General features: G+C 65.2%; 22 protein-coding genes. 12 read left to right on the top strand and 10 right to left on the bottom strand.

Going from position 1 to position 26,271, the window contains the following annotated elements; genetic code table 11:
• Positions 1-54: 54 nt before the first annotated feature.
• Positions 55-303, bottom strand: coding sequence for a hypothetical protein (locus I6F17_RS20650; protein ID WP_036041869.1), 249 nt, complete (start codon positions 301-303; stop codon positions 55-57).
• A 213-nt stretch (positions 304-516) separates the two neighbouring features.
• On the opposite strand from I6F17_RS20650, the gene I6F17_RS20655 reads away from it, so the two are divergent.
• Genes I6F17_RS20655 through I6F17_RS20675 form a run of 5 tightly spaced genes read left to right on the top strand, consistent with a single transcriptional unit; the run spans position 517 to position 5,810 of the window.
• On the top strand, positions 517-768 hold the full coding sequence (locus I6F17_RS20655) for a DUF2933 domain-containing protein (RefSeq protein WP_225130978.1): 252 nt from the start codon (positions 517-519) through the stop codon (positions 766-768).
• Positions 768-1,442: an isoprenylcysteine carboxylmethyltransferase family protein gene (locus I6F17_RS20660; RefSeq protein WP_225130981.1), complete on the top strand. Its 675-nt coding sequence runs from the start codon at positions 768-770 to the stop codon at positions 1,440-1,442. The genes I6F17_RS20655 and I6F17_RS20660 overlap by 1 nt, the downstream gene beginning before the upstream one ends.
• Positions 1,443-1,492: 50 nt before the next feature.
• Positions 1,493-2,200 (top strand): ABC transporter ATP-binding protein, encoded by a 708-nt coding sequence (locus tag I6F17_RS20665; protein WP_225130983.1) that lies wholly within the window; start codon positions 1,493-1,495, stop codon positions 2,198-2,200.
• Between the two features lie 5 nt (positions 2,201-2,205).
• Positions 2,206-4,569, top strand: coding sequence for an ABC transporter permease (locus I6F17_RS20670; protein WP_225131007.1), 2,364 nt, complete (start codon positions 2,206-2,208; stop codon positions 4,567-4,569).
• A 2-nt stretch (positions 4,570-4,571) separates the two neighbouring features.
• On the top strand, positions 4,572-5,810 hold the full coding sequence (locus tag I6F17_RS20675; RefSeq protein WP_225130985.1) for an efflux RND transporter periplasmic adaptor subunit: 1,239 nt from the start codon (positions 4,572-4,574) through the stop codon (positions 5,808-5,810).
• 95 nt (positions 5,811-5,905) lie between these two features.
• Here I6F17_RS20675 and I6F17_RS20680 read toward each other — a convergent pair whose 3' ends face one another.
• Positions 5,906-6,853 (bottom strand): ABC transporter substrate-binding protein, encoded by a 948-nt coding sequence (locus I6F17_RS20680; protein WP_225130987.1) that lies wholly within the window; start codon positions 6,851-6,853, stop codon positions 5,906-5,908.
• A gap of 189 nt (positions 6,854-7,042) precedes the next feature.
• Complete coding sequence (locus I6F17_RS20685; protein ID WP_225130988.1) at positions 7,043-8,263, bottom strand: MFS transporter; 1,221 nt, start codon at positions 8,261-8,263, stop codon at positions 7,043-7,045.
• Between the two features lie 195 nt (positions 8,264-8,458).
• On the opposite strand from I6F17_RS20685, the gene I6F17_RS20690 reads away from it, so the two are divergent.
• Positions 8,459-9,760, top strand: a complete 1,302-nt coding sequence (locus I6F17_RS20690) for a serine hydrolase (protein WP_225130989.1) — start codon at positions 8,459-8,461, stop codon at positions 9,758-9,760.
• A 134-nt stretch (positions 9,761-9,894) separates the two neighbouring features.
• Here the strand turns inward: I6F17_RS20690 and I6F17_RS20695 are convergent, their stop codons facing one another.
• Complete coding sequence (locus I6F17_RS20695) at positions 9,895-10,863, bottom strand: ABC transporter substrate-binding protein (protein WP_225130990.1); 969 nt, start codon at positions 10,861-10,863, stop codon at positions 9,895-9,897.
• Positions 10,864-11,125: 262 nt separating this feature from the next.
• Between I6F17_RS20695 and I6F17_RS20700 the strand changes: the two genes are divergently transcribed.
• Both I6F17_RS20700 and I6F17_RS20705 read left to right on the top strand, forming a co-directional pair.
• A complete protein-coding gene (locus I6F17_RS20700) occupies positions 11,126-12,079 on the top strand; it encodes a tetratricopeptide repeat protein (RefSeq protein WP_225130991.1) in 954 nt (317 codons plus the stop codon).
• A 308-nt stretch (positions 12,080-12,387) separates the two neighbouring features.
• The gene (locus tag I6F17_RS20705) at positions 12,388-12,798 is read left to right on the top strand and encodes an SRPBCC family protein (RefSeq protein WP_225130992.1); all 411 of its coding nucleotides are present in this window, start codon (positions 12,388-12,390) and stop codon (positions 12,796-12,798) included.
• Between the two features lie 201 nt (positions 12,799-12,999).
• Here the strand turns inward: I6F17_RS20705 and lepA are convergent, their stop codons facing one another.
• Positions 13,000-14,811 (bottom strand): translation elongation factor 4, encoded by a 1,812-nt coding sequence (lepA, locus tag I6F17_RS20710; RefSeq protein WP_036041840.1) that lies wholly within the window; start codon positions 14,809-14,811, stop codon positions 13,000-13,002.
• A 112-nt stretch (positions 14,812-14,923) separates the two neighbouring features.
• Between lepA and I6F17_RS20715 the strand changes: the two genes are divergently transcribed.
• Positions 14,924-16,549 (top strand): glycosyltransferase family 39 protein, encoded by a 1,626-nt coding sequence (locus tag I6F17_RS20715; RefSeq protein WP_225130993.1) that lies wholly within the window; start codon positions 14,924-14,926, stop codon positions 16,547-16,549.
• 65 nt (positions 16,550-16,614) lie between these two features.
• On the opposite strand, the gene I6F17_RS20720 is transcribed toward I6F17_RS20715, so the two are convergent.
• The 5 genes from I6F17_RS20720 to I6F17_RS20740 all read right to left on the bottom strand — a co-directional run bounded on the left by I6F17_RS20720 (position 16,615) and on the right by I6F17_RS20740 (position 20,597).
• Entirely contained in the window at positions 16,615-16,932 is a 318-nt protein-coding gene (locus tag I6F17_RS20720; protein ID WP_225130994.1) for an HPr family phosphocarrier protein, read from the bottom strand.
• On the bottom strand, positions 16,929-17,330 hold the full coding sequence (locus I6F17_RS20725) for a PTS sugar transporter subunit IIA (RefSeq protein WP_007597752.1): 402 nt from the start codon (positions 17,328-17,330) through the stop codon (positions 16,929-16,931). The genes I6F17_RS20720 and I6F17_RS20725 overlap by 4 nt, the downstream gene beginning before the upstream one ends.
• Before the next feature lie 133 nt (positions 17,331-17,463).
• Complete coding sequence (locus I6F17_RS20730) at positions 17,464-17,988, bottom strand: HPr kinase/phosphatase C-terminal domain-containing protein (RefSeq protein ID WP_036041836.1); 525 nt, start codon at positions 17,986-17,988, stop codon at positions 17,464-17,466.
• Positions 17,985-19,781, bottom strand: coding sequence for a sensor histidine kinase (locus I6F17_RS20735; RefSeq protein ID WP_225130995.1), 1,797 nt, complete (start codon positions 19,779-19,781; stop codon positions 17,985-17,987). Before I6F17_RS20735 ends, I6F17_RS20730 begins: the two co-directional genes overlap by 4 nt.
• Positions 19,782-19,895: 114 nt before the next feature.
• A complete protein-coding gene (locus tag I6F17_RS20740; protein ID WP_008542552.1) occupies positions 19,896-20,597 on the bottom strand; it encodes a response regulator transcription factor in 702 nt (233 codons plus the stop codon).
• A gap of 241 nt (positions 20,598-20,838) precedes the next feature.
• Between I6F17_RS20740 and I6F17_RS20745 the strand changes: the two genes are divergently transcribed.
• The 3 genes from I6F17_RS20745 (at position 20,839) to I6F17_RS20755 (ending at position 26,144) form a co-directional block, all read left to right on the top strand.
• Entirely contained in the window at positions 20,839-21,588 is a 750-nt protein-coding gene (locus I6F17_RS20745; RefSeq protein WP_225130997.1) for a DUF2470 domain-containing protein, read from the top strand.
• A gap of 64 nt (positions 21,589-21,652) precedes the next feature.
• A complete protein-coding gene (locus I6F17_RS20750) occupies positions 21,653-24,241 on the top strand; it encodes a CHAT domain-containing tetratricopeptide repeat protein (protein WP_225130999.1) in 2,589 nt (862 codons plus the stop codon).
• A gap of 286 nt (positions 24,242-24,527) precedes the next feature.
• Positions 24,528-26,144: a phosphoenolpyruvate carboxykinase gene (locus I6F17_RS20755; RefSeq protein ID WP_036041829.1), complete on the top strand. Its 1,617-nt coding sequence runs from the start codon at positions 24,528-24,530 to the stop codon at positions 26,142-26,144.
• The last annotated feature ends 127 nt before the right edge of the window (positions 26,145-26,271 follow it).

The following is a 26,271-nucleotide window of genomic DNA, read 5'->3' on the forward strand; positions in this document are numbered from 1 at the left end:
CGTTGCATCGCGGTTTGGTCGGAAGAGGACGCGCGCCGCGGGCCCTGGACAGGCTTACTTGGTCTTTTCGCCCATGTGGTGAGGCGTCGAGGTATTGGGGCCGCCGGTGTAATGATGGCCGCCTGACGTCGCTTTCGTCGAGCTGCCGGTCGTGTCCTTCTTGCCCATGTGGTGAGGCACTTCCGTCTTCGGTCCGCCGCTGTAATGGTGGCCGTTCTTTTCCTTGTCCGTGGTCTGCGCCATTGCCGGCGCCGCCAGCAGGCATACGACGCCGGCTGCGGCCAAGACTGTCTTCGTGATCATGTCCATCCTCCAGGATTGAGAAGGCTGCATGATAAGAGGCGGCCGAAGGCGCGCTTTGAGAAATGTCAAGGTGCGACGAGCCCGCGCTCACGTCCGCATCATCCTGGACGAGAAGGCTGTTGCTCGCGACTCGGATGGGCCACTGGACCTTGATGTGAATCAACTCTGATGACAGTCGCGCCGCTAGGCTTCTGATAGCCGCAGGAGCGTGCCATGACGGTGCAAGACCATTCCGGTATTCGAGCGCGCCCGCAAGCGGGCATGTCCGCCAGGGCCAAGGCCGGCCTGGTCCTGCTCGGATTCCTGGTCGTCGCCGGCGCGCTGCTGTTCACCGAGCACCAGGCCCACATGCTCGGGCTGCTGGTCTGGCTGCCCCTCATCGCCTGTCCGCTCATGCACATCTTCATGCATGGCGGACACGGCCACCATCGCGGCGCTGGCCCGAACGACCAAAGGAGCGTGTGATGCAGGACGCTGCGCCGGCCTATGGCCTCTGGAGCCTCGTCATCGTCAATTCGGCGATCTTCATCCTGTTCGCTTATTCCTTCTTCAAGCCGCAGACCCCGCGCGATTGGCGCTCCTTCGGCGCGTTCAGTGCGTTCCTGGTTGCGCTGTTCGTCGAGATGTACGGCTTCCCGCTCACCATCTACTTCCTGTCGGGCTGGCTGCAGTCGCACTATCCGAACGTCGACTGGTTCTCGCATGATGCCGGCCACCTGCTTGAGATGATGTTCGGCTGGAAGACCAATCCGCATGCCGGTCCGTTCCACGTGCTGAGCTTCATCTTCATCGGTGCGGGGTTCCTCCTCATCGCCGCCGCCTGGCGGGTGCTGTACGACGCGCAGCAGACCCGCAGCCTCGCGACCAGCGGGCCTTACGGCTACGTCCGTCATCCGCAATATGTCGGCTTCGTGCTGGTGATGTTCGGCTTCCTGCTGCAATGGCCGACCATCCTCACGCTGGCGATGTTTCCGGTCCTGACCGCGATGTACGTGAAGCTTGCGAAAGACGAAGAGCGGGACGCCAGGGCGGCGTTCGGCGAGGCCTATGCGCAGTACGCCGCGCAGGTGCCGGCGTTCATACCCCATCTCAACCGGCGATCCGGTGAGGGCTCTTCCGGCGGCTATCGCCACGGCTGACCTTCGCGCAAGGAGATGCCGGCGAACGGCACGGGCTTGAAAGGACGTCGATGATCCGGCCTGTCTTCACCGCGAAGTCGCTGACCAAGACCTACGTCTCCGGCGAGGTGATGGTGCATGCGCTCAGAAGCGTCGATCTGGAAATCGCCGAGAAGGAGGTGGTCGTGCTGCTCGGCCCCTCCGGCAGCGGCAAGACGACGTTGCTCAACATCATGGGCGGTCTCGACCGACCGAGCAGCGGCAAGCTGTACTTCCGCGATCTCGACCTGACAGACCTCCAGGACCGCGAGCTGACGCTGTATCGCCGCGACCATGTCGGCTTCGTCTTCCAGTTCTACAATCTCGTGCCGAGCCTCACCGCCTTCGAGAACGTCGCGCTGGTCACCGAGGTCGCCAGAAGCCCGATGCGCCCCGCCGACGCGCTCGCGCTGGTCGGGCTGGAAGAGCGGATGCATCATTTCCCCGCCCAGCTTTCCGGCGGCGAGCAGCAGCGCGTTGCGATTGCCCGCGCCATCGCCAAGCGACCCGCGGTGCTGCTCTGCGACGAGCCGACCGGGGCGCTGGATTCGAAGACCGGCATCCGCGTCATCGACGCGCTGCTCGGCGTCAACCGGCAGCTCGGAACCACCACGCTCATCATCACCCACAATGCCAGCATTCAGGAGGTCGCCGACAGGGTGCTGTTCTTCGCCGACGGCCGCATCTCCCGGATTCAGACCAACGAGACCCGGCGGCAAGCTGCCGAGCTCACCTGGTGACGGCCATGCGGGCGCTCGACATCAAGCTGTTTCGCGACGTCAGGCGGCTCTGGGCGCAGGTGCTCGCCGTCGCGCTGGTCGTCGGAGGCGGCGTTGCGACGCTGGTGCTCGCGGTCGGCTCGCATCGCTCGCTGGAGGAGACGCGGATCGCCTATTACGAACGCTACGGCTTCGGCGACGTGTTCGCGCAGGTCAAGCGAGCCCCCAAGGCGCTCGCCGGCAGGATCGGCGAGATCCCCGGCGTCGCCGCCGTCGACACCCGCATCGCCAAGCCGGCGCTGCTCGACATTCCCGGTTTCTCGGCGCCGGCCAGCGCGCACTTCGTCTCGCTGCCCGACAACGGCGAGCCGCATCTCAACCGGCTCTATATGCGGTCGGGGCGCCTGCCGGAGCCCGGACGTTCCGAAGAAATTGTCGTCAACGAGCCGTTCGCCCGCGCTCACGGCTTTGCGGAGGGCGCGCGGTTCTCGGCCATCCTGAACGGCAGGAAGCGCGAGCTCGTCATCGTCGGCACCGCGCTGTCGCCCGAGTTCGTCTACACCGTCGGCCCGGGCGACCTGATGCCGGATGACCGCCGTTTCGCCATCGTCTGGATGTCGGAGAAGGCGCTGGCCGGCGTCTATGATCTCGACGGCGCCTTCTCGGCGGTGTCGGTGAAGCTGCAGCCCGGCGCGTCCGAGCGCGAGGTGATCGCGTGGCTCGATACCTTGCTCGACCCGTATGGCGGGCAGGCGGCTCACGGGCGGAAGGATCAGACCTCGCATGCCTGGCTCGATCACGAGCTCGACATGCTCAACAACATGAGCCGCACGCTGCCGCCGATCTTCCTGCTGGTGGCCGCGTTCCTGGTCAACCTCACCTTGACCCGGCTTGTCGCGCTCGAGCGCGAGCAGATCGGCCTGTTCAAGGCGCTGGGCTATTCCAGCGGCAGCGTCATGCTGCACTATCTGAAGTTCGTGGCCCTGATCGTGGTGATCGGCATCATCCTGGGCGGCGTTGCCGGCACCTGGCTGGGATTGCGCGTCACGGCGCTGTTTGGCGACTTCTTCCACTTCCCGTTCCTGGTTTTCGCGCGGGCCCCGGACCTCTACGCCATCGCGGGCGTGCTCAGCGCGGCGGCCGCTGCGATCGGCGCGTTGCGGGCGCTGCGCGAGGTGGTGAAGCTGCCGCCGGCCATCGCCATGCAGCCGCCCGCTCCCCCGATCTACCGGCGGCTGCTGCCGGAGAGCGTGCAGCTCGACCGGTTCGTGTCGCAGCCGACGCTGATGATGATCCGCAACATCGCGCGCCATCCGGTCCGCGCCGCGTTCACGGCGCTCGGCATGGCGCTGGCCACGGCGATCCTGGTGGTCTCGCTGTTCACGCGCGATTCGATGGAGCACCTGATCGACGTCACCTACTTCCTGGCCGACCGCCAGGACGCGACCATCGGCTTCGCCGAGAAGCGGATCGCGAACGCGGTGGAGCAGGTGAACCGGCTTCCGGGCGTGCTCGCCGCCGAGCCGTTCCGCGAGGTGCCCGTCCGCATTCGCCATGGCAGCATCGAGCGGCGGATCGCGATCAGCGGCCGGCCCGCCGGCGCCGATCTCAGGCGCATCATCGACTCCGACTTGCGGCCCGTCGCGCTTCCCGAAACCGGCCTTGCGATCTCCGGCATGCTCGCCCACATCCTCGGCGTCTCGCCCGGCGACACCGTCGAGCTCGATCTCCTGGAAGGCGCCCGCCGCACCGTGACGATGCCGGTCGTGGCCACCGTCGAGGACTATTTCGGCATCCGCGGCATGATGGACATCGAGGCGCTGCGCAAGCTGATGCGTGAGGCGCCGGTCGTGAACAGCGTCAATCTCAGCCTCGACGGCAACAGGACGGAGGATTTCTACGCGGCGGTGAAGTCGATGCCGACCGTCGGCGGCGTGGCACTGCAGCGCATGTCGCTGGCGAACTTCCGCAAGACCGTCGCCTTGCTCGTCACCACGATGGCGAGCATCTACACCGGGCTTGCGGCCGTGATCGCGTTCGGCGTGGTCTACAACAACGCCCGCATCTCGCTGTCCGAACGGGCGCGCGAGCTGGCGAGCTTGCGCGTGCTCGGCTTCACGCGTGGCGAGGTGCTGCGCATCCTGCTCCTGGAGCTTGCCATCCTTACCGCGATCGCCCAGCCGCCCGGCTGGCTGATGGGCTATGGGCTCGCATGGGTGATGAAGACGAATCTGGCCGGCGAATTGATGCGTGTCCGCCTCGTGGTCGAGCATTCGACCTATGTCATCGCGACCTCCGTCGTGGTGCTGGCCGCCATCGCCTCTGCCGCCGTGATCCGTGAACGCATTGACAAACTGGACCTCGTCGCGGTCCTCAAGACGCGAGACTAGCCATGCCCGCCAACTGGACCAAACGTATCATCGGCGCCGCGCTTCTGGCGGCGATTGCAGGAGGGCTGGCCTGGTTCGCCTGGCCGCGGCCGGTCCTGGTCGATCTCGCGACCGTGGCGAGGGGACCGATCGAGGTCACGGCTGACGACGACGGCAAGACCCGCGTCCGCCACGTCTACACCGTCTCGGCGCCGATCGCAGGCAAGGTCCTCAGGATCTCGCATCCGCTCGGCGAGCAGGGACCTTCCCTCCATGTCGGCGACGAGGTGATCGCCAACCAGACCGTCGTCGCGTTGATGCAGCCGACGCTGCCGGGCTTCATCGACGCGCGCTCGCGCGACCAGCTCCAGGCCGAGGTCCTGGCTGCGGATGCCTCCATTCAGCAGCAGGAAGCCGAGGTGAAGCGGATCGAAGCCGCGCTGGACTTTGCACGGACTGAATTCCAGCGGGCGCAGACCCTGCTACGCACACAGTCCGTGTCCGCCCAGGCCTTCGACAAGGCGAAATTCGAGGTCGCCACCAGCGAGGCCGCGCTGGCGAGCGCCAAGGCTCAGGTCGAGATGCGTCGCGCGGTGCGCACCAGTCTTGCGGCGCGGCTGATGGATCCGGCCAATGCCGCGCCCTCGGCGGAGCCGATGTGCTGCATCCGCGTGCTGGCGCCTGCGAGCGGACGGGTGCTGAAGATCATCCAGGACAGCGAGACGACGGTCCTGCCCGGAGCGCCGCTGGTCGATATCGGCAACCCGCTCGATCTCGAGATCGTCGCCGATCTGCTCTCGACCGACGCCGTCCAGATCAAGGTCGGCGCGCCGGTCCGCATCGACGGTTGGGGCGGGCCGCCGATCAAGGGCAAGGTGGTCCGCGTCGACCCGGCCGGCTTCCTGAAGGTCTCCGCGCTCGGCATCGAGGAGCAGCGCGTCCGCGTCACCATCGACTTCACCGATCCGCCCGAGGCGTGGGCTTCGCTCGGACACGATTATCGTGTCATCGTCCACGTCACCGCCTGGAGCGCCCCTGATGCCTTGACCGTGCCGGTGAGCGCCTTGTTCCGGAAAGCCGACCAATGGGCCGTTTTCACCGACGACAACGGCCGCGCCAAAACCGTCCCCATCCAGATCGGTCACCGCAACAACCGCACGGCCGAAGTGCTCTCGGGCCTTGCCGCCGGCGACCGCGTCGTGCTGCACCCGAGCGACCGGATCACCGACGGGATCAGGATCGCGCAAAGGGGCGTGGAGTAGGCGCAGGATTTTTGGGCGTTCGCGAACGGATTCGCTGGCTCAACCGCAATGTGTCGGCATCCGCCTCGACGCTCCGACGGATATCGAACGACCGATCACTCGATCACGTCGTCCGTCAGCACGAGAATGGTGGGCGGGATCGTCACGCCAAGCGCACGCGCAGTCTTGAGATTGACGGCCAGCTCGAATTTGGTTGGCAGCTGGATTGGCATATTTGCCGGCTTTTGTCCCTTCAGGATCAGATCAACATAGCCCGCGGCGCGACGAAACAGGTCGCCGATGTCGGCACCATAGCTGATCAGAGCGCCGGCGTGGGCGAACTCCTTCTGCTGGCCGATGACGGCGATCTTCATGTCGATGCCGATACGGCAAATTGCGTCCTGCATCGCGGCGGTCATGTAGTCGCGAATGACAATCACGGCGTTGCCGCCGGCGCCGGCGAGCAAGTTGAATTGCTCGGCAACCGCCGCCGGCGACGCGCTCGTCAGTCCGAGGCGCACCGGTTCGAGCCCGGCGCGTCGTGCTTCCTCGATGGTTTGCGCGCCCCAGGCGCTGAAGGTCGGGTCCGTCGCATTGTTCAAGACGCCGATCCGCTTCAGCGAGGGCAGGATCTCCCGGATCATCTCGATGCGCTTGGCCGACATCTCCTCGCCGAACGCGGCGAAGCCGGTGAGACTGCCGCCCGGTCGCGCGAGGCTCTGAAACAATTCAGGGTCGCTTTGCACCGCAGGCAGCGCCACGGCGACGACGGGAATATTGGTTTTCCTGATGATCGCGCGTGCTGCGGCCGGGCCGGGGGAAAGCAGCACGTCCACCTGTCTGGCCACGAGGTCGTCGATCAATGCAAGGCCCCGCGACACATCGCCGGCCGTCGAGTGGGCCTCGATGACGATGGTGCGGCCCTCCACGTAACCCAGTTCGGCCAGCGCCTTCCGGAACGGAACGAGCACCGCATTGTCGATGTCCGGCGTGGCAAATCCGACGAATCCCACGACCGGAACGCGCTTTTGGGCCAAGGCTTCGCGCGCCGATATCGCCGTCATTCCCAAGAAGCTCAGAAACGTCCGCCGCCTCATTTGGCCTCTCGCGATGCCAGAACGATCTGATCACAAGGGAATGCTACACCAAGATAATCGGTGCCAGAAGGCAGGAAGTAGGATGACAGAGGGAGGCGAAATCCATCAAACCTACATTTATGCAAAGTCAGATCCGGCGATCGCCACTATCCGGTGTCACGCCGTCGCGCGGCCAAGATCGAGCGATGGCCTGCGCCGCGTCGGAAAGCTCAGCGCCACCGCGACCGCCGCAAGCCCGATCGCGAAGGAGCCGGCGTGCAGCCAGGTGTATTGCTGGAACGTGTCGAACACGATCCCGCCGGCCCAGGGCCCGAGCGCCATGCCGAGGCTGGCGAAGGCCGACACGGCGCCGAACACCGTGCCCATGATGCGCGCGCCGAAGAACTCGCGGACCAGCACCGCATAGAGCGGCATCACCCCGCCATAGGCGAGTCCGAACACGACCGAGAGCGCGTAGAACTCGCCGAGCTGCGCCACCGCGAGATAGGTCGCAATGCACATCGCCTGCACGAACAGCCCGCCGACAAGGACGGGTTTCGCGCCGATGCGATCGGCCAGCGCGCCCAGCAGCAGGCGTCCGCCGAGGCCTGAGACGCCGGCGACGCTATAGACCGTCACCGCCGTGAGCGGAGCAATGCCGCAGACCATCGCATAGGACACCATGTGGAAGATCGGGCCGGAATGCGCCGCGCAGCAGGCGAAATGCGCCGCTGCGAGCGCGATGAATTGCGGCGTGCGTAGCGCCTGCGCCGCGCCCATCTCGACCTCCGGCACAGCGTCCGTCGTTGCGGAGCCCGCGGCTGGCGGCGCCGGACGCACCAGGAAGCAGGCGGGGATCAACAGCGCCCACGAAGCGATGCCGATCGTCAGCATCGCGGTGCGCCAATCATAGGCCGTGATCAGCCAGCTCGCGGCCGGCGCGACCGTCACCGGCGACACGCCCATGCCGGCCGAGACCAGCGCCACCGCGAGGCTGCGGTTCTTCTCGATCCAGGCGCTCGCGAGCGCCATCATCGGTGCGTAGAAGCTGCCCACGGCGATCCCGATCAGCACGCCGAAGCAAAGCTGGAATTGCCACAGGCTTGCGGCCTGGCTCGCTGTGACGAGACCTAGTCCCAGCAGAACGCTTCCCGAGAGCACCACGATGCGGGTGCCAAACCGGTCCGACAGCGTGCCCCATAGGAATGCGGCCAATCCCATAAAGAGGAAATCCAGCGTCGCGGCAGCCGACACGCCGGCGCGCGACCAGCCCATCGCCTCCGAGATCGGCTGCAGGAACACCGCCAGCGACAGCATCGTGCCGAACCCGATGCAGGTCATCAGCGCGCCCGCGGCGACAACGACCCAGCCATAGTCGAAGCGTGACGGCTTGCTCATGCGTTTCCTTGGGCGCTTTTGCTCTTGTTGATGCTGCGCGGGAGGGATGGTGACTGATCCGCGGGGCGAGAGCAAGGCGGGTTGCCACCGCAGGCTGACACGGCCCGCCCGCGATGATAGCATGCCACGCGTCACCAGCCTGCGATGTTGTTCTCGTGAAGCGCACACCCACCAACGTGCGGGGAGGCAAGTGCAATGAACTGGGGAGCGTCGTTTAGGCCGCGCGGGTGCCGCCGGCTTTTCCTGCCCGTCATTTTTGCTTCCGCGATCTGGTCGCCCCTGGCGTGCGCGCAGGACGTCCGAAGCGCCCCCGTTGCGCCGGGACCGGTCTTTTCGGATAGCGGTCCCGATGCCGAGCTCTACGGTGCGGCTGAGGGCTATCCGGTCGGCACGCGGGGCGCCGCTCCCCCGCTCGACAAGCTCGTCGGCAGCTACAGCCATTTCGGCGAGATCTATCCCTCGCGCCGGGTCGCTCGCGCGACGGCGCCCTGGCAATTCAAGCGCGCGCCGGCGCCGCAGGTCACCTACAGTCTTGGCACCGAAAAGCTCCGCATCGCGGACTACCTCAAGCGCAACCCGGCGACGGGCCTCCTGATCGCCAGGGACGACACCATCCTGTACGAGCACTATCAATATGCGCGGACCGACCACCACCGCTTTGCTTCGATGTCCATGGCCAAGACGCTGGTAGCCATGCTGGTCGGGATCGCGGTCTCGGAGGGACGGATCAAGTCGATCGACGACCTCGTCGCGACCTATGTCGGCGGCCTTGCAGGCACGGAATATGGCAACACGTCCATCCGCGCCTTGTTGAACATGTCGTCGGGCGTCGAATTCTCGGAAGTCTATGACGGGAACGACGACATCGCCCGGCTTGGGCGGGCCTTGTTCGCCGGCCCGCCGAAAGATCCCGCCGCCATCGTCGCGCAGTTCAACACGCGGACCGCGCCGCCAGGCACCAAATTCCACTATGCCAGCGTTGAAACGGAAATACTCGGCTTGGTCCTGCGCGCCGCCACGGGCACGCCGGTCGCCGACTATCTCCACGACCGGATCTGGGACCCCATCGGCACCGAGGCGGACGCCTCCTGGGTAATCGACGGCACCGGGCAGGAGATCGCCTATTGCTGCTTCAACGCGACCTTGCGCGATTATGCGCGCCTGGCCCGGTTGCTCGCGCATGACGGCGCCTGGGAAGGCCGGCAGCTGATCCCCCGGCAGTGGCTGCTGGATGCCACGACCGTCAGGCCAGAGGACGGTCATCTCGCTCCGCGCGTGGCCACGCGCTATTTCGGCTACGGCTATCAGGTGTGGCTCCTCCCCGGCGAGCAGCGCCGATTTGCCCTCATCGGCATTCGCGGTCAGCTCATCCTGGTCGATCCCGCCTCCAAGCTCGTCATGGTGCACACGGCCGTTCGCCAAAAGCCGAACGAGCCCGGAGCCTTCAGGGAGCCGCTCGCGTTGTGGTCTGCTGTGCTTCAGCAGCTCGGGCAATGATCAATTGCTGACGGCGTCACAGATATTTCACGACGACCGTGCCGGCGCCGACGGGTTTCGATCGTCCTCGGTTCACAATCCCGGAAGTGCCCGCGGACGCAAAAGCAGGGCGGTTGAGCCCATAAATCCTGCGATTACTCAATCACTTCGTCGGCGCGGGCGATGACGGTTGCGGGCAGGTCGAGACCCAGGGCCTTGGCAATGCGGAGATTGATCCTGAGGTCGAACTTGGTGGGTCGTTCGAAAGGCAGGTCGCCCGGCTTTGCGCCCCGTAGAACGCGATCAACCTGTGCAATCAGGCGGCGCCCTGCGTCTGCGAAGTCGGGGCCGAACGACATGAAGGCGCCGTTCGCGACCCAGTCGGGCGAAGCAAAGATCGCAGGCTTCCTGCTCAGGTTCACCAGCCTGACGACTTCGGCCTGGTGGCCGCTGAGCACGACGTCCGGAACGAAAACAAGACCGTCAAATCGGGCAAGGTTGTCCGGGCTCAGGAGCGTCCCGATGCTTGCAGGATCATCGATGTTGATGGCTTCAACCTGAAAGCCGAGCTTGCGGCCGGCCTCCAGAACAGGCGTGAGACTCTGTGCACCGCTCGACACCTTTGTCGTGACAGTTCCGAGGTGGACGGCCCGGGGCAGGATCTCGCGCATGAGCTCGATCCGCTTTGCAGTGGTTTCCTCCGAGAAGACCGCGATGCCGGTCACGTTGCGGCCGGGGCGGGCGAGACTGTCGGCCAGTCCGGATGCGACTGGATCGACGGCAGCAAGGGTCACGATGGGAATGGTTCGCGTCGCCTTGTAGGCCGCCAGAGCGGCAGGTGTGCTGATTGCGATGATAACGTCCACCCGGCCATCCCGCACGATCTCCTGCGCGAGCGCCGGTAGTGCGTCGGCATCTCCGGCTGCGTGACGAAACTCGAGTCGAATCCGCCCCTCGACGTGACCAAGCTCTGCAAGGAGCCTTTTGGTTGCAGCGATCTGCGCGGGAATTTCGACCGGTCCCAAATGGACGACGCGCGGCGTTGCGGAAGACTGCTGGGTACGTGCGATGGGCGGCCAGCCGATTGCTCCCATCATCAGCCCGATGAATGCGCGCCGTCTCATCTGACCCCGCTCGAAGCTGCCGTGCGATAGCCAGACTATAGCACGCCCCAAATGCTCGTAAGCCGTCTCACCTGGATCAGGGGCCAGTACCGGGCCGGCGTCGTCGGCAGCTTGCCTGGATCAGAGACTTGGCGGAGGCAACACCTCGATGTTTCTTGTGCCCCAGGCCGGGGGCAGCCCCGGCGAGGGCTTTGAACCATTCCGCCTCCCGGCTGCACCAACGTCGCGTATCTCGGTGAGGCCCGCGACCAAGGAACGCGTGATGAAGCCCCTGAAAGCATCGATTTACGTCGCAGTCGCCGCGCTCGCCTTGAGCTTGTCGTTCGGCACGCCATCCCATGCCGAACAGGACGAGGCGGGTGCGCTTGCGCTGCAGATGAAGCAGCTCTATCGGGCCGGGAAATACGTCGAAGCGCTGCCGCTGGCCCAGAAGTCGCTGGCCGTTCGCGAGAAGGAGTTCGGCCCTGATGATGCGCACGTCGCGACGCCGCTGAACGACCTCGGCACGATCCATTACAATCTCGGCCAATACGCCGTCGCCGAACCGCTGTATAAGCGCGCGCTGGCCATTGACGAGAAGACACTCGGTCCGAATCATGCCGAAGTCGCGATGGTGCTGAACAATCTCGGCGACCTCTATCGCGCGGAAGAGCGTTACGCCGAAGCGGAGCCGGTGCTCAAGCGGTCGATCGCCATTCACGAGAAAAGCGGTGATCCATCGATCGTCATGGCGTTGAGCAACCTCGGCGCCGTTTACAGCCATCAGGGCCGGTACGATCAGGCCATACCGCTGTTCAAGCGAGGCCTCGCGGTGCTGCAGAAGGCGCTCGGTCCCGACGACCCCGAAGCCACGGTGCTGATGAACAATCTGGCCGACGCCTATATCAATCGGAATCGCTATGCCGATGCCGAGCGGCTGCTGAAACGGTCGATGGCGGTGACCGAGAAGGCGTTCGGCCCGGATCATCCCGACATCGCGCAGGCACAGAACAATCTGGCTGCGCTCTATGGGCGTCAGGGCCGTAACGCGGAGGCCGAGCGGCTGTTCAAGCGGTCGGCTGCCACTTTCGAGAAAACCCTCGGCCCCGACCATCCGGATCTCGCCGGCGTTCTGGAAAACCTCGCCGGTCTCTACAAGTATCAAGGCCGCTCTGCTGATGCCGAGCAGGTCCTGAAACGGTCGATGGCCATCCGAGGGAAGACAAGGCCGATCTGACGAGCAGGATGGTAGGGCGATTCGTCCGCTGTAGCTCGAAAAGCCAGGGCGCAATCGAAACCTATCGAAGGCGCCGCGCGCCGTCCCCGCCATTCTTCCCGACAGCACGCGATCTCGTGCGCGCACCTCGCTTTGCCTACACCACAACTTTTCCAATTTTTTTGGCACATTGACGCTGGACCATGTCGGCATGGGCCGGTCTCGATCGTCCTTGGGTCGACACGTCCCGGACGTGCTGGAAATGGACCCGGCACACGTGGCGAGATTCCGTCAATTCGAGCGTCAAAGTCGCAACTGGAGCAATGCCCATGAGGATCACCGTCGAAACCAGCGTAGCCGCCCCGATCGATCAGGTCTGGCGTGCCTATACGACGCCAGCCGACATCGTGAAGTGGAATGCCGCGTCCGACGACTGGCATACGACCAGGGCGACGGTCGACCTGCGGGACGGCGGCGCCTTCTCGTCGCGGATGGAGGCCAAGGACGGCAGCATGGGCTTCGACTTCGCCGGCACCTACACCAAGATCGTCGAGCACAAGCGGATCGAATACGCGTTCGGCGATCGCAAGGCCGAAGTCGAGTTCGTGCCCGGCCCGAACGGCGTTGTCGTGCGTGTCGTCTTCGACGCCGAAACCACGCACTCGGTCGAACAGCAGCAGGGCGGCTGGCAGGCGATCCTCGACAATTTTGCGCGATACGTCGAGGCAAAGAAGGTGTGATCGTTCAGACAGCGGACGTGCTGATGCGTTTGCTGCATCACGCACCCTCTCCGATGATGCCACTATACCCCTGTTTTGCCCGACGGGTCAAACCGACTTCGTAAAATCGAAAAATTGCAGTGTCGCCAAGGCGGCGGCTACTGTGCATGGGGTTGTTTTCGCAGTTTTGTTTTGTCGGCCCCCGGAGACCTGAGCCTCGCCTCAGCTGTCGACCTTCAGTGCGGCGATGAAAGCTTCCTGCGGGATGTCGACCTTGCCGAACTGCCGCATCTTCTTCTTGCCCTCCTTCTGCTTCTCCAGAAGTTTTCGTTTACGCGTGATGTCGCCGCCGTAGCATTTCGCGGTGACGTCCTTGCGCAGCGCGCGCACCGTCTCGCGCGCGATCACCTTGCCGCCGATCGCCGCCTGGATCGGGATCTGGAACATGTGCGGCGGGATCAGCTCCTTCATCTTCTCGACCATGGCGCGGCCGCGCCCTTCCGCGCGGGTGCGGTGGACCAGCATCGAGAGCGCATCGACCGGCTCGGCATTGACCAGGATCTGCATCTTGACGAGATCGGCCGGCTTGTAGTCGGTGAGATGATAGTCGAACGAGGCGTAGCCCTTGGAGACCGATTTGAGGCGGTCGTAGAAGTCGAACACGACCTCGTTGAGCGGCAGGTCGTATTTCACCATGGCGCGGGAGCCGACGTAAGTGAGCTCCTTCTGCGCGCCGCGGCGGTCCTGGCACAGCTTCAAGACGCTGCCGAGATATTCGTCGGGCGTTAGGATCGTCGCCTCGATCCAGGGCTCGTCGATCTCGGCAATCTTGACCACGTCGGGCATGTCGACGGGATTGTGGATCTCGATCTCCTGGCCGTCGGTGAGCTTCATCTTGTAGATCACGCTCGGCGCGGTCGCGATCAGGTTGAGATCGAATTCGCGCGACAGGCGCTCCTGAATGATCTCGAGGTGGAGAAGTCCGAGGAAGCCGCAGCGGAAGCCGAAGCCGAGCGCGGCCGACGTCTCCATCTCGAAGGAGAAGCTGGCGTCGTTGAGGCGCAGCTTGCCCATCGCCGCGCGCAGCGTCTCGAAATCGTCGGCGTCGACCGGGAACAGGCCGCAGAACACCACCGGGATCGCCGGCTTGAAGCCCGGCAGCATCTCGGCGACCGGCTTCCTGTCGTCGGTGATGGTGTCGCCGACGCGGGTGTCGGCGACCTCCTTGATCGCGGCGGTGATGAAGCCGATCTCGCCGGGGCCGAGCTCCTCGACCTGCTGCATCTTCGGCGTGAAGAAGCCGACGCGCTCGACGTCATAGGCCGCGCCCGTGCCCATCATGCGCACGCGCTGGCCCTTCTTCATCGTGCCATCGACGATGCGCACCAGCACGACGACGCCGAGATAGACGTCGTACCAGCTGTCGACCAAGAGCGCCTTCAAGGTCGCGTCGCGGTCGCCCTTCGGCGGCGGCAGGCGGGTGACGATGGCTTCCAGCACATCAGGAATGCCGAGGCCGGTCTTGGCCGAGATCATCACCGCGTCCGAGGCGTCGATGCCGATGACGTCCTCGATCTGCTGCTTGACCTTCTCGGGCTCCGCCGCGGGCAGGTCGACCTTGTTCAGGACCGGGACGATCTCGTGATTGTTGTCGAGCGCCTGGTAGACGTTGGCGAGCGTCTGCGCCTCGACGCCCTGGCTGGCGTCGACCACGAGCAGGGAACCCTCGCAGGCCGCCAGCGACCGCGAGACCTCGTAAGCGAAGTCGACATGGCCGGGCGTGTCCATCAGGTTGAAGATGTAGTCCTTGCCGTCCTTGGCGCGGTAGGCGAGGCGCACCGTCTGCGCCTTGATCGTGATGCCGCGCTCGCGCTCGATGTCCATGGAATCGAGCACCTGCTCTTTGCCCGCCATCTCGCGGTCGGAGAGGCCGCCGGTCATCTGGATCAGGCGGTCGGCCAGCGTCGATTTGCCATGGTCGATATGGGCGACGATGGAGAAATTGCGGATGTTGGAAATAGGGACGGTCGTCATGGGCGCGGGATACCACTCACATCCCCGTGCGGCAACCATATTGCTGTATTTTCAGGGCCTTTGTTCACGTCAAGCTGATTCCATGACGGGCCAAAACGCGCTACGCACGGCCATGTCCACGACCTCTCTTCCCACTGCCGGAGCGCGGGCAAAGGCCCGCTTGAGTTACAACCGCTTCCAGGCCTTCCTGGTTGCCTGTGCGGTCCGCCCCGAGGCGCGCCTGTGGCTGGTGATTCAATTTGCCATCCTGCATGCGGTGCTCTGGACCTTCATCCTGATCAATCTTAAGGCGGCGCAGGACGTTCATATGGACGTCGCAGAAGCCTGGGGCTGGGGACAGAAATTCCTCTGGGGCTATGGCAAGCACCCGCCGTTGTCGGGCTGGGTGGCCGGCCTCTGGTTCAGGGCGCTCCCGGCGGCGGACTGGGCGACCTATGCGCTGGCGATGACGACGGTGAGCGTCGGCATGGTGATCTGCTGGCTGATCGCCTTGCGCGTGGTGGATGCGCGCCGCGCGTTCCTGGTCGTGGTGATGATCGCGCTCTACCCGATCTTCAATTTCAAGGGCTTCAAGTACAACCCGGACCTGCTGCAGCTCGTCACGCTGCCGCTCCTGGTGCTCGCTTATCTCAACGCCTTCGAGAAGCGGAGCTGGCAATCCGGAATCCTGCTCGGGCTTGCCGGCGCGCTGGCGCTGATGACCAAATATTGGGTGCTGACCATGATCGGCGCGATCGGCCTCGCCGCGCTGATCCATCCCGACCGGTTGCGCTTCCTGTCGTCGCCCGCGCCGTGGGTCGCGATTGCCACGATGGTCGCGGCGATGATCCCGCACCTCGTCTGGCTGGCGGATGCGCATTTCGTGCCGCTGACCTATGCCGGCGACACCTACAGCCTTCAGGACAAGGCCCAGCTGCATCAGCTGGTCGCGGGCTATGTGCTGCACAACTTCGCGCTGCTGGCATTGCCGGTGGCGCTCGCGGCGCTGGCCATGGCGCTGGTGCCGCCATGGGGCAGATTGCTGCAGGCTACGCCGTCGCGCATCGTCACGCGCGCCTGGGCGCGTGGCGCCAATGCAGGGGTCAATGTCTCGCAGGCGCTGAATGTCTGGATCGTCCAGGTCATCGTCGCAGTCGGCCCGCCGCTCGGCGCGCTCGCCTTCAGCATCTACATGAAGACGGATTGGGGCATCTCGCTGTTCTTCCTGGTGCCGCTCGCACTGGTCGCGATCCCGACGCTGCGCGTGCAGAGCGCCGCGCTGTTCAACATCGCCGCGATCTGGCTCGTGCTCAGCGCCGCGACGCTCGCCGCTTCGCCCTGGATCGCCGCGCGCGAGATGGCGGCCAATGCCGGCAATGCCCAGATCTATGGCGCGCGCTCGGAGCTCGCGCGCGAATTGACCCAGGCCTGGCACACCCGCTTCGGCTCGCGCTGGGCCGTCGTTGCCGGCACGATGGAGCAGATCCAGCCGCTGGTGTTGTACAGCCCGGATCATCCGTCCGCGCTGCTGCCGTTGGAGGCCTGGGATTCCGGACTGACCTCGCGCGACGACGCCAGGAAGTACGGCTTCATCGGCGTGTTCGACCCGACCGACGACCGCCTGCCCAAGTTCGAGAGGTGGGTGTCGGACGTCGCGCCCAACGCCGAACGCATCGTGATGACCACGCGCCGCTTCACGGGCGGCAAGGCCGGCCCGTCGATGAGCTGGAACATCTACTTCGCGCCGCCGGGGAAGTGATTTCTTCACCTCTCCCGCAAGTACGGGGCGAGGGAGCGCACCTGGCCGCGTGGCGAGAGAAGGGCCTAAACCCCTTCCTCGTTGAACTTGCTTTCAACGAGCTCCGTGATCGCCGCGAGCGCGGCTTCGGCGTCGGTCCCTGCAGCCGCCACCGTGATCGTCGTGCCGGGACCCGCGGCGAGCATCATCAAGCCCATGATCGAGGTGCCGCCGACGGTCTCGCCGCCGCGCGTCACCCACACCTGCGCATCGAAGCGCTCGACGGCCTGGACGAATTTCGCCGAGGCGCGGGCGTGCAGGCCGCGCTTGTTGATGATCAGGAGATCCTTGGAGATCGCGCCCGCGGGCACGCCGCTCGCGGGTTGTGGCGCCTCCTCGCTCATTTGCCGGCGAGGACGCGGCTGGCGATGGTGACGTATTTGCGGCCGGCTTCCTGCGCCATCGCGATCGCGTCGGGGAGCGGTCGCTCCTCGCGCACCTTGGCAAGCTTGACCAGCATGGGCAGGTTGATGCCCGCGAGCACTTCGACCTTGGGCCGGCTCATGCAGGATATTGCCAGGTTCGACGGCGTGCCGCCGAACATGTCGGTGAGGATCGCAACTCCGTCGCCGGAATCGACGCGGTTCACCGCCTCGATGATGTCGCTTCGGCAGAGATCGGAATCATCTTCGGCGCCGATCGTGATCGCTTCGATTTGCTTTTGTGGGCCCATGACATGCTCAAGCGCTGCCTTGAATTCGTCGGCAAGGCGCCCGTGGGTCACAAGTACTAGACCAATCATCGGAAAACTCCTCGCGGGCGCTTTTGGTGCACCGCACGAACGCGCCACTTTGACCATCCAGAGCCCCCGCGCAAGAGGGGATGTTGCGTATCTCCCTGAATCTAGACGGATGGATGAGGGGAGCTGCGCCGGTCTATTCGGTCGCGATAGTGGGGTTCATATGGTTACCATTTCCCTTCAAACAATCGCCTGAAGGGTTAACGGAAGATGAACTCTTGGTAGTGGTTAAGGCCGCAACAACCAGGGGAAGGGGCGAATAGTCACGGGCAACCGGGATTCGCGGTATTTCGACACCAAAAATGCTGGTTTTCAGGGCTTCGGCCGGCGGCAGGCGCTCCGCGTCGGCTGCGGCCAGATCGACCACGAGACGGACGGTCGCATGCTCCACGAAGTCGCAGCGGCGGATGCCGAGGCCCCGGATCTCGATCAGGCCCGCCAGGCGAGGCGCGGGGCGGACCTCAATTTCGTGGCCGAGTGTCGCCAGATGGACACGGTCGTCACCGACCAGAACGGCGCTTTCCACGACGCCCGAGCGCCCCGCCATGATCAGATCGAAGGCAAGCCGCGACTTGCCGGACCCCGAGGGCCCGCGGATCAGCACGGCGTAAGGCCCGACCTTGACGGCAGAGGCGTGAACGCTGGGCCCGCCTTCGTTCATAGCGCCGGCAGCCTCACCACGAAGCGCGCACCGGCAATTGTCGGAGTGCCGTCGGCGTCCGGCGGGCCAGGGCGGTTCTCCGCCCAGATCCGTCCGCCATGGGCGTCGACGATCTGCTTGGAGATCGACAGGCCGAGGCCGGAGTTCTGGCCAAAGCCCTGATGCGGGCGGTCGGTGTAGAAGCGCTCGAAGATGCGCTCCAGCGCGTCCTCGCGAATGCCGGGGCCGTCGTCGTCGACGACGATCTCGATCTCGGAGCGAACGCGGCGGCAGGTGAGGCGCACCTTGCTGCCGCGTTCGGAGAAGGATTGCGCGTTGGAGAGCAGGTTGGATACGACCTGTCCGAGCCGGGAATCGTGGCCGCTCACGGCGAAGGTGTCGGTCGGGCTGCGGCCCTCGAAGCGCGTTTCGACCGCGACGTCGTGGCCGAGCTTGGTTTCGTTGGCGACGGACACCAGCGTCGTCAGCAGCCGGCGCAAATCGACCGGGATCGCATCCTGGCGCTGCAGCTCGGCATCGAGGCGGCTGGCGTCGGAGATGTCGGAGATCAGCCGGTCGAGCCGCTTGACGTCGTGCTCGATCACCTCGAGCAGGCGCGCGCGGCTGTTCTCGTTGCGCGCCAGCGGCAGCGTCTCGACCGCCGAGCGCAGCGAGGTCAGCGGGTTCTTCAATTCATGGGCAACGTCGGCGGCGAACATCTCGATCGCCTCGATGCGGCTGTAGAGCGCGCTGGTCATGTCGCGCAGCGCGCCGGAGAGGTGGCCGATCTCGTCGCGGCGGCGGGTGAAATCGGGAATCTCGATGCGGGCCTTGATGCGGCGGCGGACGCGTTCGGCGCTGTCGGCGAGCCGGCGCACTGGACCTGCGATCGTGCTCGCCAGCAGCAGTGACAGCATGATCATGACGGCGGCGGCGACGCCGCCGACCTTCAGGATGGCGAGGCGCTCGGCGGTGACCATCTGGTCGATGTCGTCCCCTTGCGTCGACAGCATCAAGGCGCCGTGGATCGCGCGCGAGCGCAGCACGGGGACCGCCACCGAGACGATCACCTCGCCGCGTGCGTTGACCCGCACCATCGAGCGTTTCTGGCCCTGCAGAGCGTCGCCCACTTCGGCATAGCCGTTGCCGTTCTCGGGCCCGAGCTCGCGATAGAGCGGCAGGTCGCCGCGGTTCAGCCAGGTGCGCACCGCGACCTTGCCACGCTCGATGATGCCGGGTTGCTCGGCCGGCGGCGGCAGCGGAAAGCGCAGAACGTTTTCGAGGTTGCGGCTGTCGAGCAGCAGGCTGCCGTTCGGATCGTAGATGCGGGCGCGCGTCTTGGTCGGCGAGATCAAGGTGCGCAGCACCGGCGCGACGCGCTCCGGATTGATCGGGAAGTCCAGCGGCGAATACTCGTCCGAGCCGCCATAGGTCTCGCCCGGCTTGAGGTCGAGCAGCCGGTCGGGATCGATGGTGATGGCGTTGGTCTGCACCGTGGCAGAGGCCGCGATCGCGCCGGCGATGATCTCGGCCTGGACCAGGAGGCTCTGGGCGCGGGCGTCGATCAGGCCGGCACGGAATTGCGACAGGTACAGGATGCTCGCCACAAGCGCGACGAGGCCGGCGAGGTTGAGCGAGACGATGCGGCGGGTCAGGCTCGAGAAGGACAGCGCGAAGAAGAACTGCCCGGCGCGTTTCAGCCAGTTCAGCGGCCGGAAGCCCTGCGGCTTGTTGTCGGCAACGTGCTCCTGAACGCCGTCGGATGCGATATCCCCGGCGCTCTGGTTAGGGTCAGGCTGCGTTCGGTCAAGCAATGCTTACGCCCGCGTTAGGACGGCCCGTGCGAAGGTCCCCGCATCCTAGAGCGATCCTCGTCCCGATGGAACGAGAACCGGAGATGCTCTCGATCGCCGTGGAGGGGGGCGCCCTCAGGCTTCCTTGAAACGGTAGCCGACGCCGTAGAGCGTCTCGATCATCTCGAACTCGTTGTCGACCACCTTGAACTTCTTGCGCAGCCGCTTGATGTGGCTGTCGATGGTGCGGTCGTCGACATAGACCTGGTCGTCATAGGCGGCGTCCATCAGCGCGTTGCGGCTCTTCACCACGCCGGGCCGGGTCGCGAGCGCCTGCAGGATCAGGAATTCGGTCACGGTCAGCGTCACCGGCTCGTTCTTCCAGGTGCAGGTATGGCGCTCGGGGTCCATCCGCAGCAGCCCGCGGTCGAGCGCCTTGGCGTCGTTCTCCTTCGGCGCGACGGTCGGATCCTTCGGCGCCGAGCGCCGCAGCACCGCCTTGACGCGCTCGACCAGCAGACGCTGCGAGAACGGTTTGCGGATGAAGTCGTCGGCGCCCATCTTGAGGCCGAACAGCTCGTCGATCTCCTCGTCCTTGGAGGTGAGGAAGATCACCGGCAGGTCGGACTTTTGCCTGAGACGGCGCAGCGTCTCCATGCCGTCCATGCGCGGCATCTTGATGTCGAGGATGGCGAGATCGGGCTGGGTGGTACGGAAACCGTCGAGCGCGGAAGCGCCGTCGGTGTAGGTCATGATACGGTAGCCTTCGGCTTCCAGCGCGATCGAGACGGATGTGAGAATGTTGCGGTCGTCGTCGACCAAAGCGATTGTGGGCATGAGCCTCTCTGCTTTCTGCTTTCCGTTTGGGTCGTGGCTTGAAACGGCGAGCAATCAGTGATGCGCCGCATACATGGGTGCCGAAGTGGCGTTCGAACCTTGTCACCGAGCAATGCAAGCTGGGCTGAAGTGTGACCAAGTTCCACGAAACACGGCAGATTCGCCGCATCTCGACCCATAACCGGGCCCTCGTTTACCCGAAAAAAGGCCCTCCTTGCAACCACCTGAGCCGAGAAAGCCAATGCAACCGAGCCCCAATTTCGACCCCGCAAAGCTCGCCAAATCGCTGCTGAGGCGGTCCCGGCAGGGGGCTCTGGCGACGCTGATGGTCGGCAGCGGCGATCCCTATTGTTCCCTGGTCAATCTGGCCAGCCATCCCGACGGCTCGCCGATCCTGCTGATCTCGCGCCTTGCCGTGCACACCAAGAACGTCCTCGCGGACTCCAGGGTTTCGCTGATGCTGGACGAGCGCGCGGCCGGCGATCCCCTCGAAGGCGCCCGGATCATGCTGTCCGGCCGGGCCGAGGAGGCCGATTCCGACAAGGATCTGCTCCAGCGACGGTATCTGAGTGCTCATCCCTCGGCAGAAGGCTTTGTTTCCTTTAAGGATTTCTCCTTCTTCCGAATCCGGCCCACGGGAACCCATCTGGTCGCCGGCTTCGGCCGGATCGTCGACCTCAAGCCGGAGCAATTCCTGACGGACCTCACCGGCGCCGAGGACCTGCTGGCGGCGGAGGAGGGCGCCGTCGAGCACATGAACGCCGACCATCGCGACGCCCTCAATCTCTATGCATCGAAGCTGCTCGGCGCCGCCGAGGGCGACTGGCGCTGTACCGGCTGTGATCCTGAAGGCCTCGACATGCAGGTCGGCCAGGCCACGCTGCGGCTGGACTTCCCGGAGCGGGTGACGGACGGCACGGCGCTACGCAAGATGCTGGTCCGTCTCGCTGGCGAAGCGCGCACGCAGGTGGACCAGGGCGCAACCGCTTGAACGCGGCTGCCGATCGCCGCGACCCATGACCGTGATGGTTTTCGGGCTCGCAGCGAGAGGGGTCATGACGCGTCAACGTTTGGCATGGACGGCGGCTCTCGCGATCGCCATCACCACCTTGCTCGCCACGCCAGCCCTTCCGCAGAAAGGTCTCGCCGCGGAGAGCGCGCGGCTCAACGCGCTCATCGGTGCCGGAAAATATTCGGAAGCGCTGCCGTTGGCGCAGGCGATGGTCGCCAGCCTGGAGAAGGACAACGGCCGCGATCTCTCGGCCGCGTTGAACAATCTCGGCCAGGTCCATGCCGGTCAGGGTCGGGACGATCTGGCTGAGCCGCTCTACAAGCGCGCGATCGCACTCATGGAAAGATCGCTTGGCTCCGACAACGCCCTGGTTGCGGCCGAGCTGACCAATCTTGCCGCGCTCTATCAGCGGCAGGGTCGCTTCGCAGAGGCCGAGCCGCTGTTCAAGCGTGCACTTGCCGTGCGCGAGAAGGCGCTGCCGCGCGAGCATCCCGACGTCGGTCAATCCCTCAACAATATCGCCACGCTCTACGCCAAGCAGCAGCGTCCGGCCGATGCCGAGCCACTGTTCCGCCGTGCGCTCGCGATCTATCAGAAGGCTGCCGGTCCCGAGCATCCCGCGGTCGCCACGGTCCTGAACAACATCGGACAGGTTGAGCGCGACCTCAATCGCGACGCCGATGCCGAGGCGCCGATCAAGCGCTCGCTCGCGATCCGCGAAAAGGTGCTGGGGCCTGAACACCCCGACGTCGCGCGCTCGCTCAACAACCTCGCCGGGCTGTATCAGCACCAGCAACGCTATGCCGATGCCGAGCCGCTGTACCGCCGCGCGCTGGCGATCCGCGAGCGTGCGCTCGGGCCTGATCACCCTGATGTCGCGACCTCGACGAGCAATCTTGCCGATTTTCTGCAGGCGACGGGACGGACGGCGGACGCCTTGGCGTTGGCGCAAAAGACGCTCGCGGCCAATCGTGCGCAGCTGCGCGTCGTGCTGCCGATCCTGTTCGCGGCACGGCAGCAATCGCTGCTTTCGAGCGAGAAGGCGCTCGACGATGCGCTCGCTGCGATCCAGCGCGGCACGCAATCCTCTGCCGCTTCTGCCGTGAACAAGCTCGCGGTGCGGCTCGCCGCCGGCAGCGACCGGCTCGCCGAGCTCGTGCGCAAGGATCAGGATCTCGCGGCCGAGTCCGAAGCGCTCGACAAGGCGATCATCGCTGCAGTGTCGAAGCCATCGGCGCAGCGCGACGTCGCGGCCGAGCAGCGCAGCCGCGTGCGGATCGCGGCGATCGCGGGCGCGCGCAACGGATTGCAGAAGACGCTCGCCGTCGAGTTTCCCGACTATTCCTCGCTGTCCAACCCGCTGCCGCTGACCGTCAAGGACATCCAGCCGCTGCTGGCGTCCGACGAGGCGATGATGGTCTATTCCGTCGTCGACAGGCGGAGCTATGTCGTCGCGATCACCCGCGAGAGCGTCGACTGGAAGGAGATTCCGCTCGGAGCGGACGCGGTCGCACAGAAGGTCACGGCTTTCCGCAGGGGGCTCGATGTCGGCAAGGCGCGCGATGCATCCGGCAAATCGGGATTGTTCGACCTCGGTCTTGCCAACGAGCTCTATGTCGCGCTGCTCGGCCCGGTTGAGGCGCTGACCAAGGACAAGCGCAACCTGCTGGTTGTGCCGTCGGCGGCATTGACCGCATTGCCGTTTCATCTGCTGGTCACGGAGAAGCCACAGGCTGCGATCCCGGACCGGCTCGAGGGCTATCGGAGTGCTGCCTGGCTGCTGCGGCGTCAGGCCGTTTCGGTCCTGCCGTCGGTGATCAGCCTGAAATCGCTGCGCGCTTTTGCCCGCAGGGATCAAAGCGTCAAGCCGATGACCGGTTTCGGCGATCCCGTGTTCAACCCTGCAGCCGAAGGGCCTGCCGACCGGCGTGCCGCGAACGGCAAGGTCGTCGCACGCAGCATCGCGACGATCGCCTATGCCGACTTCTGGCGCGGCGCGGGCGTGGATCGTGCGCGGCTGGCCCAGGCGCTGCCGCAGCTGCCCGATACCGCCGACGAATTGAACGCGGTGGCGAGGGACGTCGGCGCTGCCGAGGCTGACATCCATCTCGGCCGCGACGCCAGCGAAACGACGCTCAAGCGTGCAGCGCTTGCCCAATACGGCATCATCTACTTTGCCACCCACGGCCTTGTCGCCGGCGACGTCAAGGGATTGGGGGAGCCCTCGCTGGCGCTCTCCATCCCCGACCAGCCGACGGAGCTCGACGATGGTCTTCTCACCGCGAGCGAAGTGGCCCAGCTCAAGCTCAATGCCGATTGGGTTGTGCTGTCCGCCTGCAACACCATCGCGGGCGACAAGCCCGGTGCCGAGGCGTTGTCGGGATTGGCGCGCTCGTTCTTCTACGCAGGTGCCCGCGCGCTCCTGGTGTCGCATTGGGCCGTGGATTCGGAGGCTGCGACCCGCTTGACCACATCGACGTTCGAGCTGCTCAAGAACGAACCGAAGCTCGGCCGCGCCGAAGCCTTGCGCCGCGCGATGTTAACCTATCTCGACGACGCCTCGTCGCCGCGCAACGCTTATCCCGCGATGTGGGGACCGTTCGCGTTGATCGGAGAGGGCGAGGTAAGATAGGGGTGTTGACGCAGTGATTGTGCGTCGCAATAACCGGACATAACGCGCAGATGTGCATTTGGTTGCGCGATCATCCGCACTTTCTCGATGCGGCCTTTCAGAGCTGACATGCGCGGCGTTTGGCGCGGTCCTTGAATAAACCAAATCCTGCGGGATCAGCTTGGCAACGCCGGCGTTCATCATTATTAGGTCGTTCAGCCGAGGCCGAACGGCCCATATTCACGGTGATCGCGACGGCGCCAAACTTGGCCGCGCTTGATGTCGCGGGTTCTAGGAGGATTTCTTCGTGCAAGAGACGGGCGTGCGCAACGGTGCCTTCGGCGCCGACAAATTCGGCTTAAAGAATCTCAAGCAGGTTCACTGGAATCTGGGTGCGCCACAACTATATCAATACTCGCTGGCAGCGGGTGAGGCGGTGCTCTCCGCCGACGGCGCGCTCTGCGCCGACACCGGCGAGTTCACCGGGCGCAGTCCGAAGGACAAGTTCACGGTGCGCGACGCCACCACCGACAAGAAGATGTGGTGGGCCGGCAACCAGTCGATCACCGCAGAGCAATTCGAGACGCTCTACCAGGATTTCCTCAAGCACGCCGAAGGCAAGCGCCTGTTCGCGCAGGACCTCTATGGCGGCGCCGACCCGGCCTACCGGATCAAGACGCGCGTCTTCACCGAGCTTGCCTGGCACTCGCTGTTCATCCGCACGCTGCTGATCCGCCCCGAGGCGATCGAGCTGTCGACCTTCGTGCCGGAGCTCACCATCATCGACATGCCGAGCTTCCGCGCCGATCCTAAACGCCATGGCTGCCGCTCGGAGAACGTGGTCGCGATCGATTTCGCCCGCAAGATCGTCCTGATCGGCGGGTCTTATTATGCCGGCGAGATGAAGAAGTCGGTCTTCACGACGCTGAATTATTATCTGCCCGAGCGCGGTGTGATGCCAATGCACTGCTCGGCGAATGTCGGCGCCAAGGGCGACACCGCGATCTTCTTCGGCCTGTCGGGCACCGGCAAGACGACGCTGTCGGCCGATCCCAACCGCACCCTGATCGGCGACGACGAGCACGGCTGGGGCCCGAACGGCGTCTTCAATTTCGAAGGCGGCTGCTACGCCAAGTGCATCAAGCTGTCGAAGGAAGCCGAACCTGAGATCTATGCCGCCTCGACCCGCTTCGGCGCGGTGCTCGAGAACTGCGTGCTCGATGAGGACACCCGCGTCGTCGATTTCGACGACGGCTCCAAGACCGAGAACACGCGTTCGGCCTATCCGCTCGACTTCATCCCGAACGCCTCGCGCACCGGCCGCGCGCCGCAGCCGAAGAACGTGGTGATGCTGGCCGCCGACGCCTTCGGCGTGCTGCCGCCGATCGCCAAGCTCTCCCCGGCGCAGGCGATGTATCACTTCCTGTCCGGCTACACCGCCAAGGTCGCCGGCACCGAGCGCGGCCTCGGCAACGAGCCGCAGCCGGAATTCTCGACGTGCTTCGGCTCGCCCTTCCTGCCGCTCGATCCATCCGTCTACGGCAACATGCTGCGCGACCTCATCGCCCAGCACAATGTCGATTGCTGGCTGGTCAACACGGGCTGGACCGGCGGCAAGTATGGCGTCGGCAGCCGCATGCCGATCAAGGTGACGCGCGCGCTGCTCACCGCCGCGCTCGACGGCTCGCTTCGCAACGTCGAATTCCGCACCGACAAGTATTTCGGTTTTGCGGTCCCGACCGCGCTGCCGGGCGTGCCGGCCGAGATCCTCAACCCGGTCAACACCTGGAAGGACAAGGACGAGTTCGACAAGACCGCCCGTGCGCTGGTCGGCATGTTCCAGAAGAATTTTGCCAAGTTCGAAGCACAGGTGGACGCCGAGGTGCGCGCGGCTGCCCCGGATGTGAAGCTGGCGGCGGAGTAAGGTCGCTCGGTCTTGGATGCGAAGAGGGCGGCCTCGCGGCCGCCCTTTTTTGCTTGTGGCGAGATCCCTCCACCGTCATTGCGAGGAGCCCTTGCGACGAAGCAATCCAGACCGCCTCCGCGGAAAG

This window comes from Bradyrhizobium sp. NBAIM18 (assembly GCF_020193825.1).
Lineage (GTDB): Bacteria > Pseudomonadota > Alphaproteobacteria > Rhizobiales > Xanthobacteraceae > Bradyrhizobium > Bradyrhizobium yuanmingense.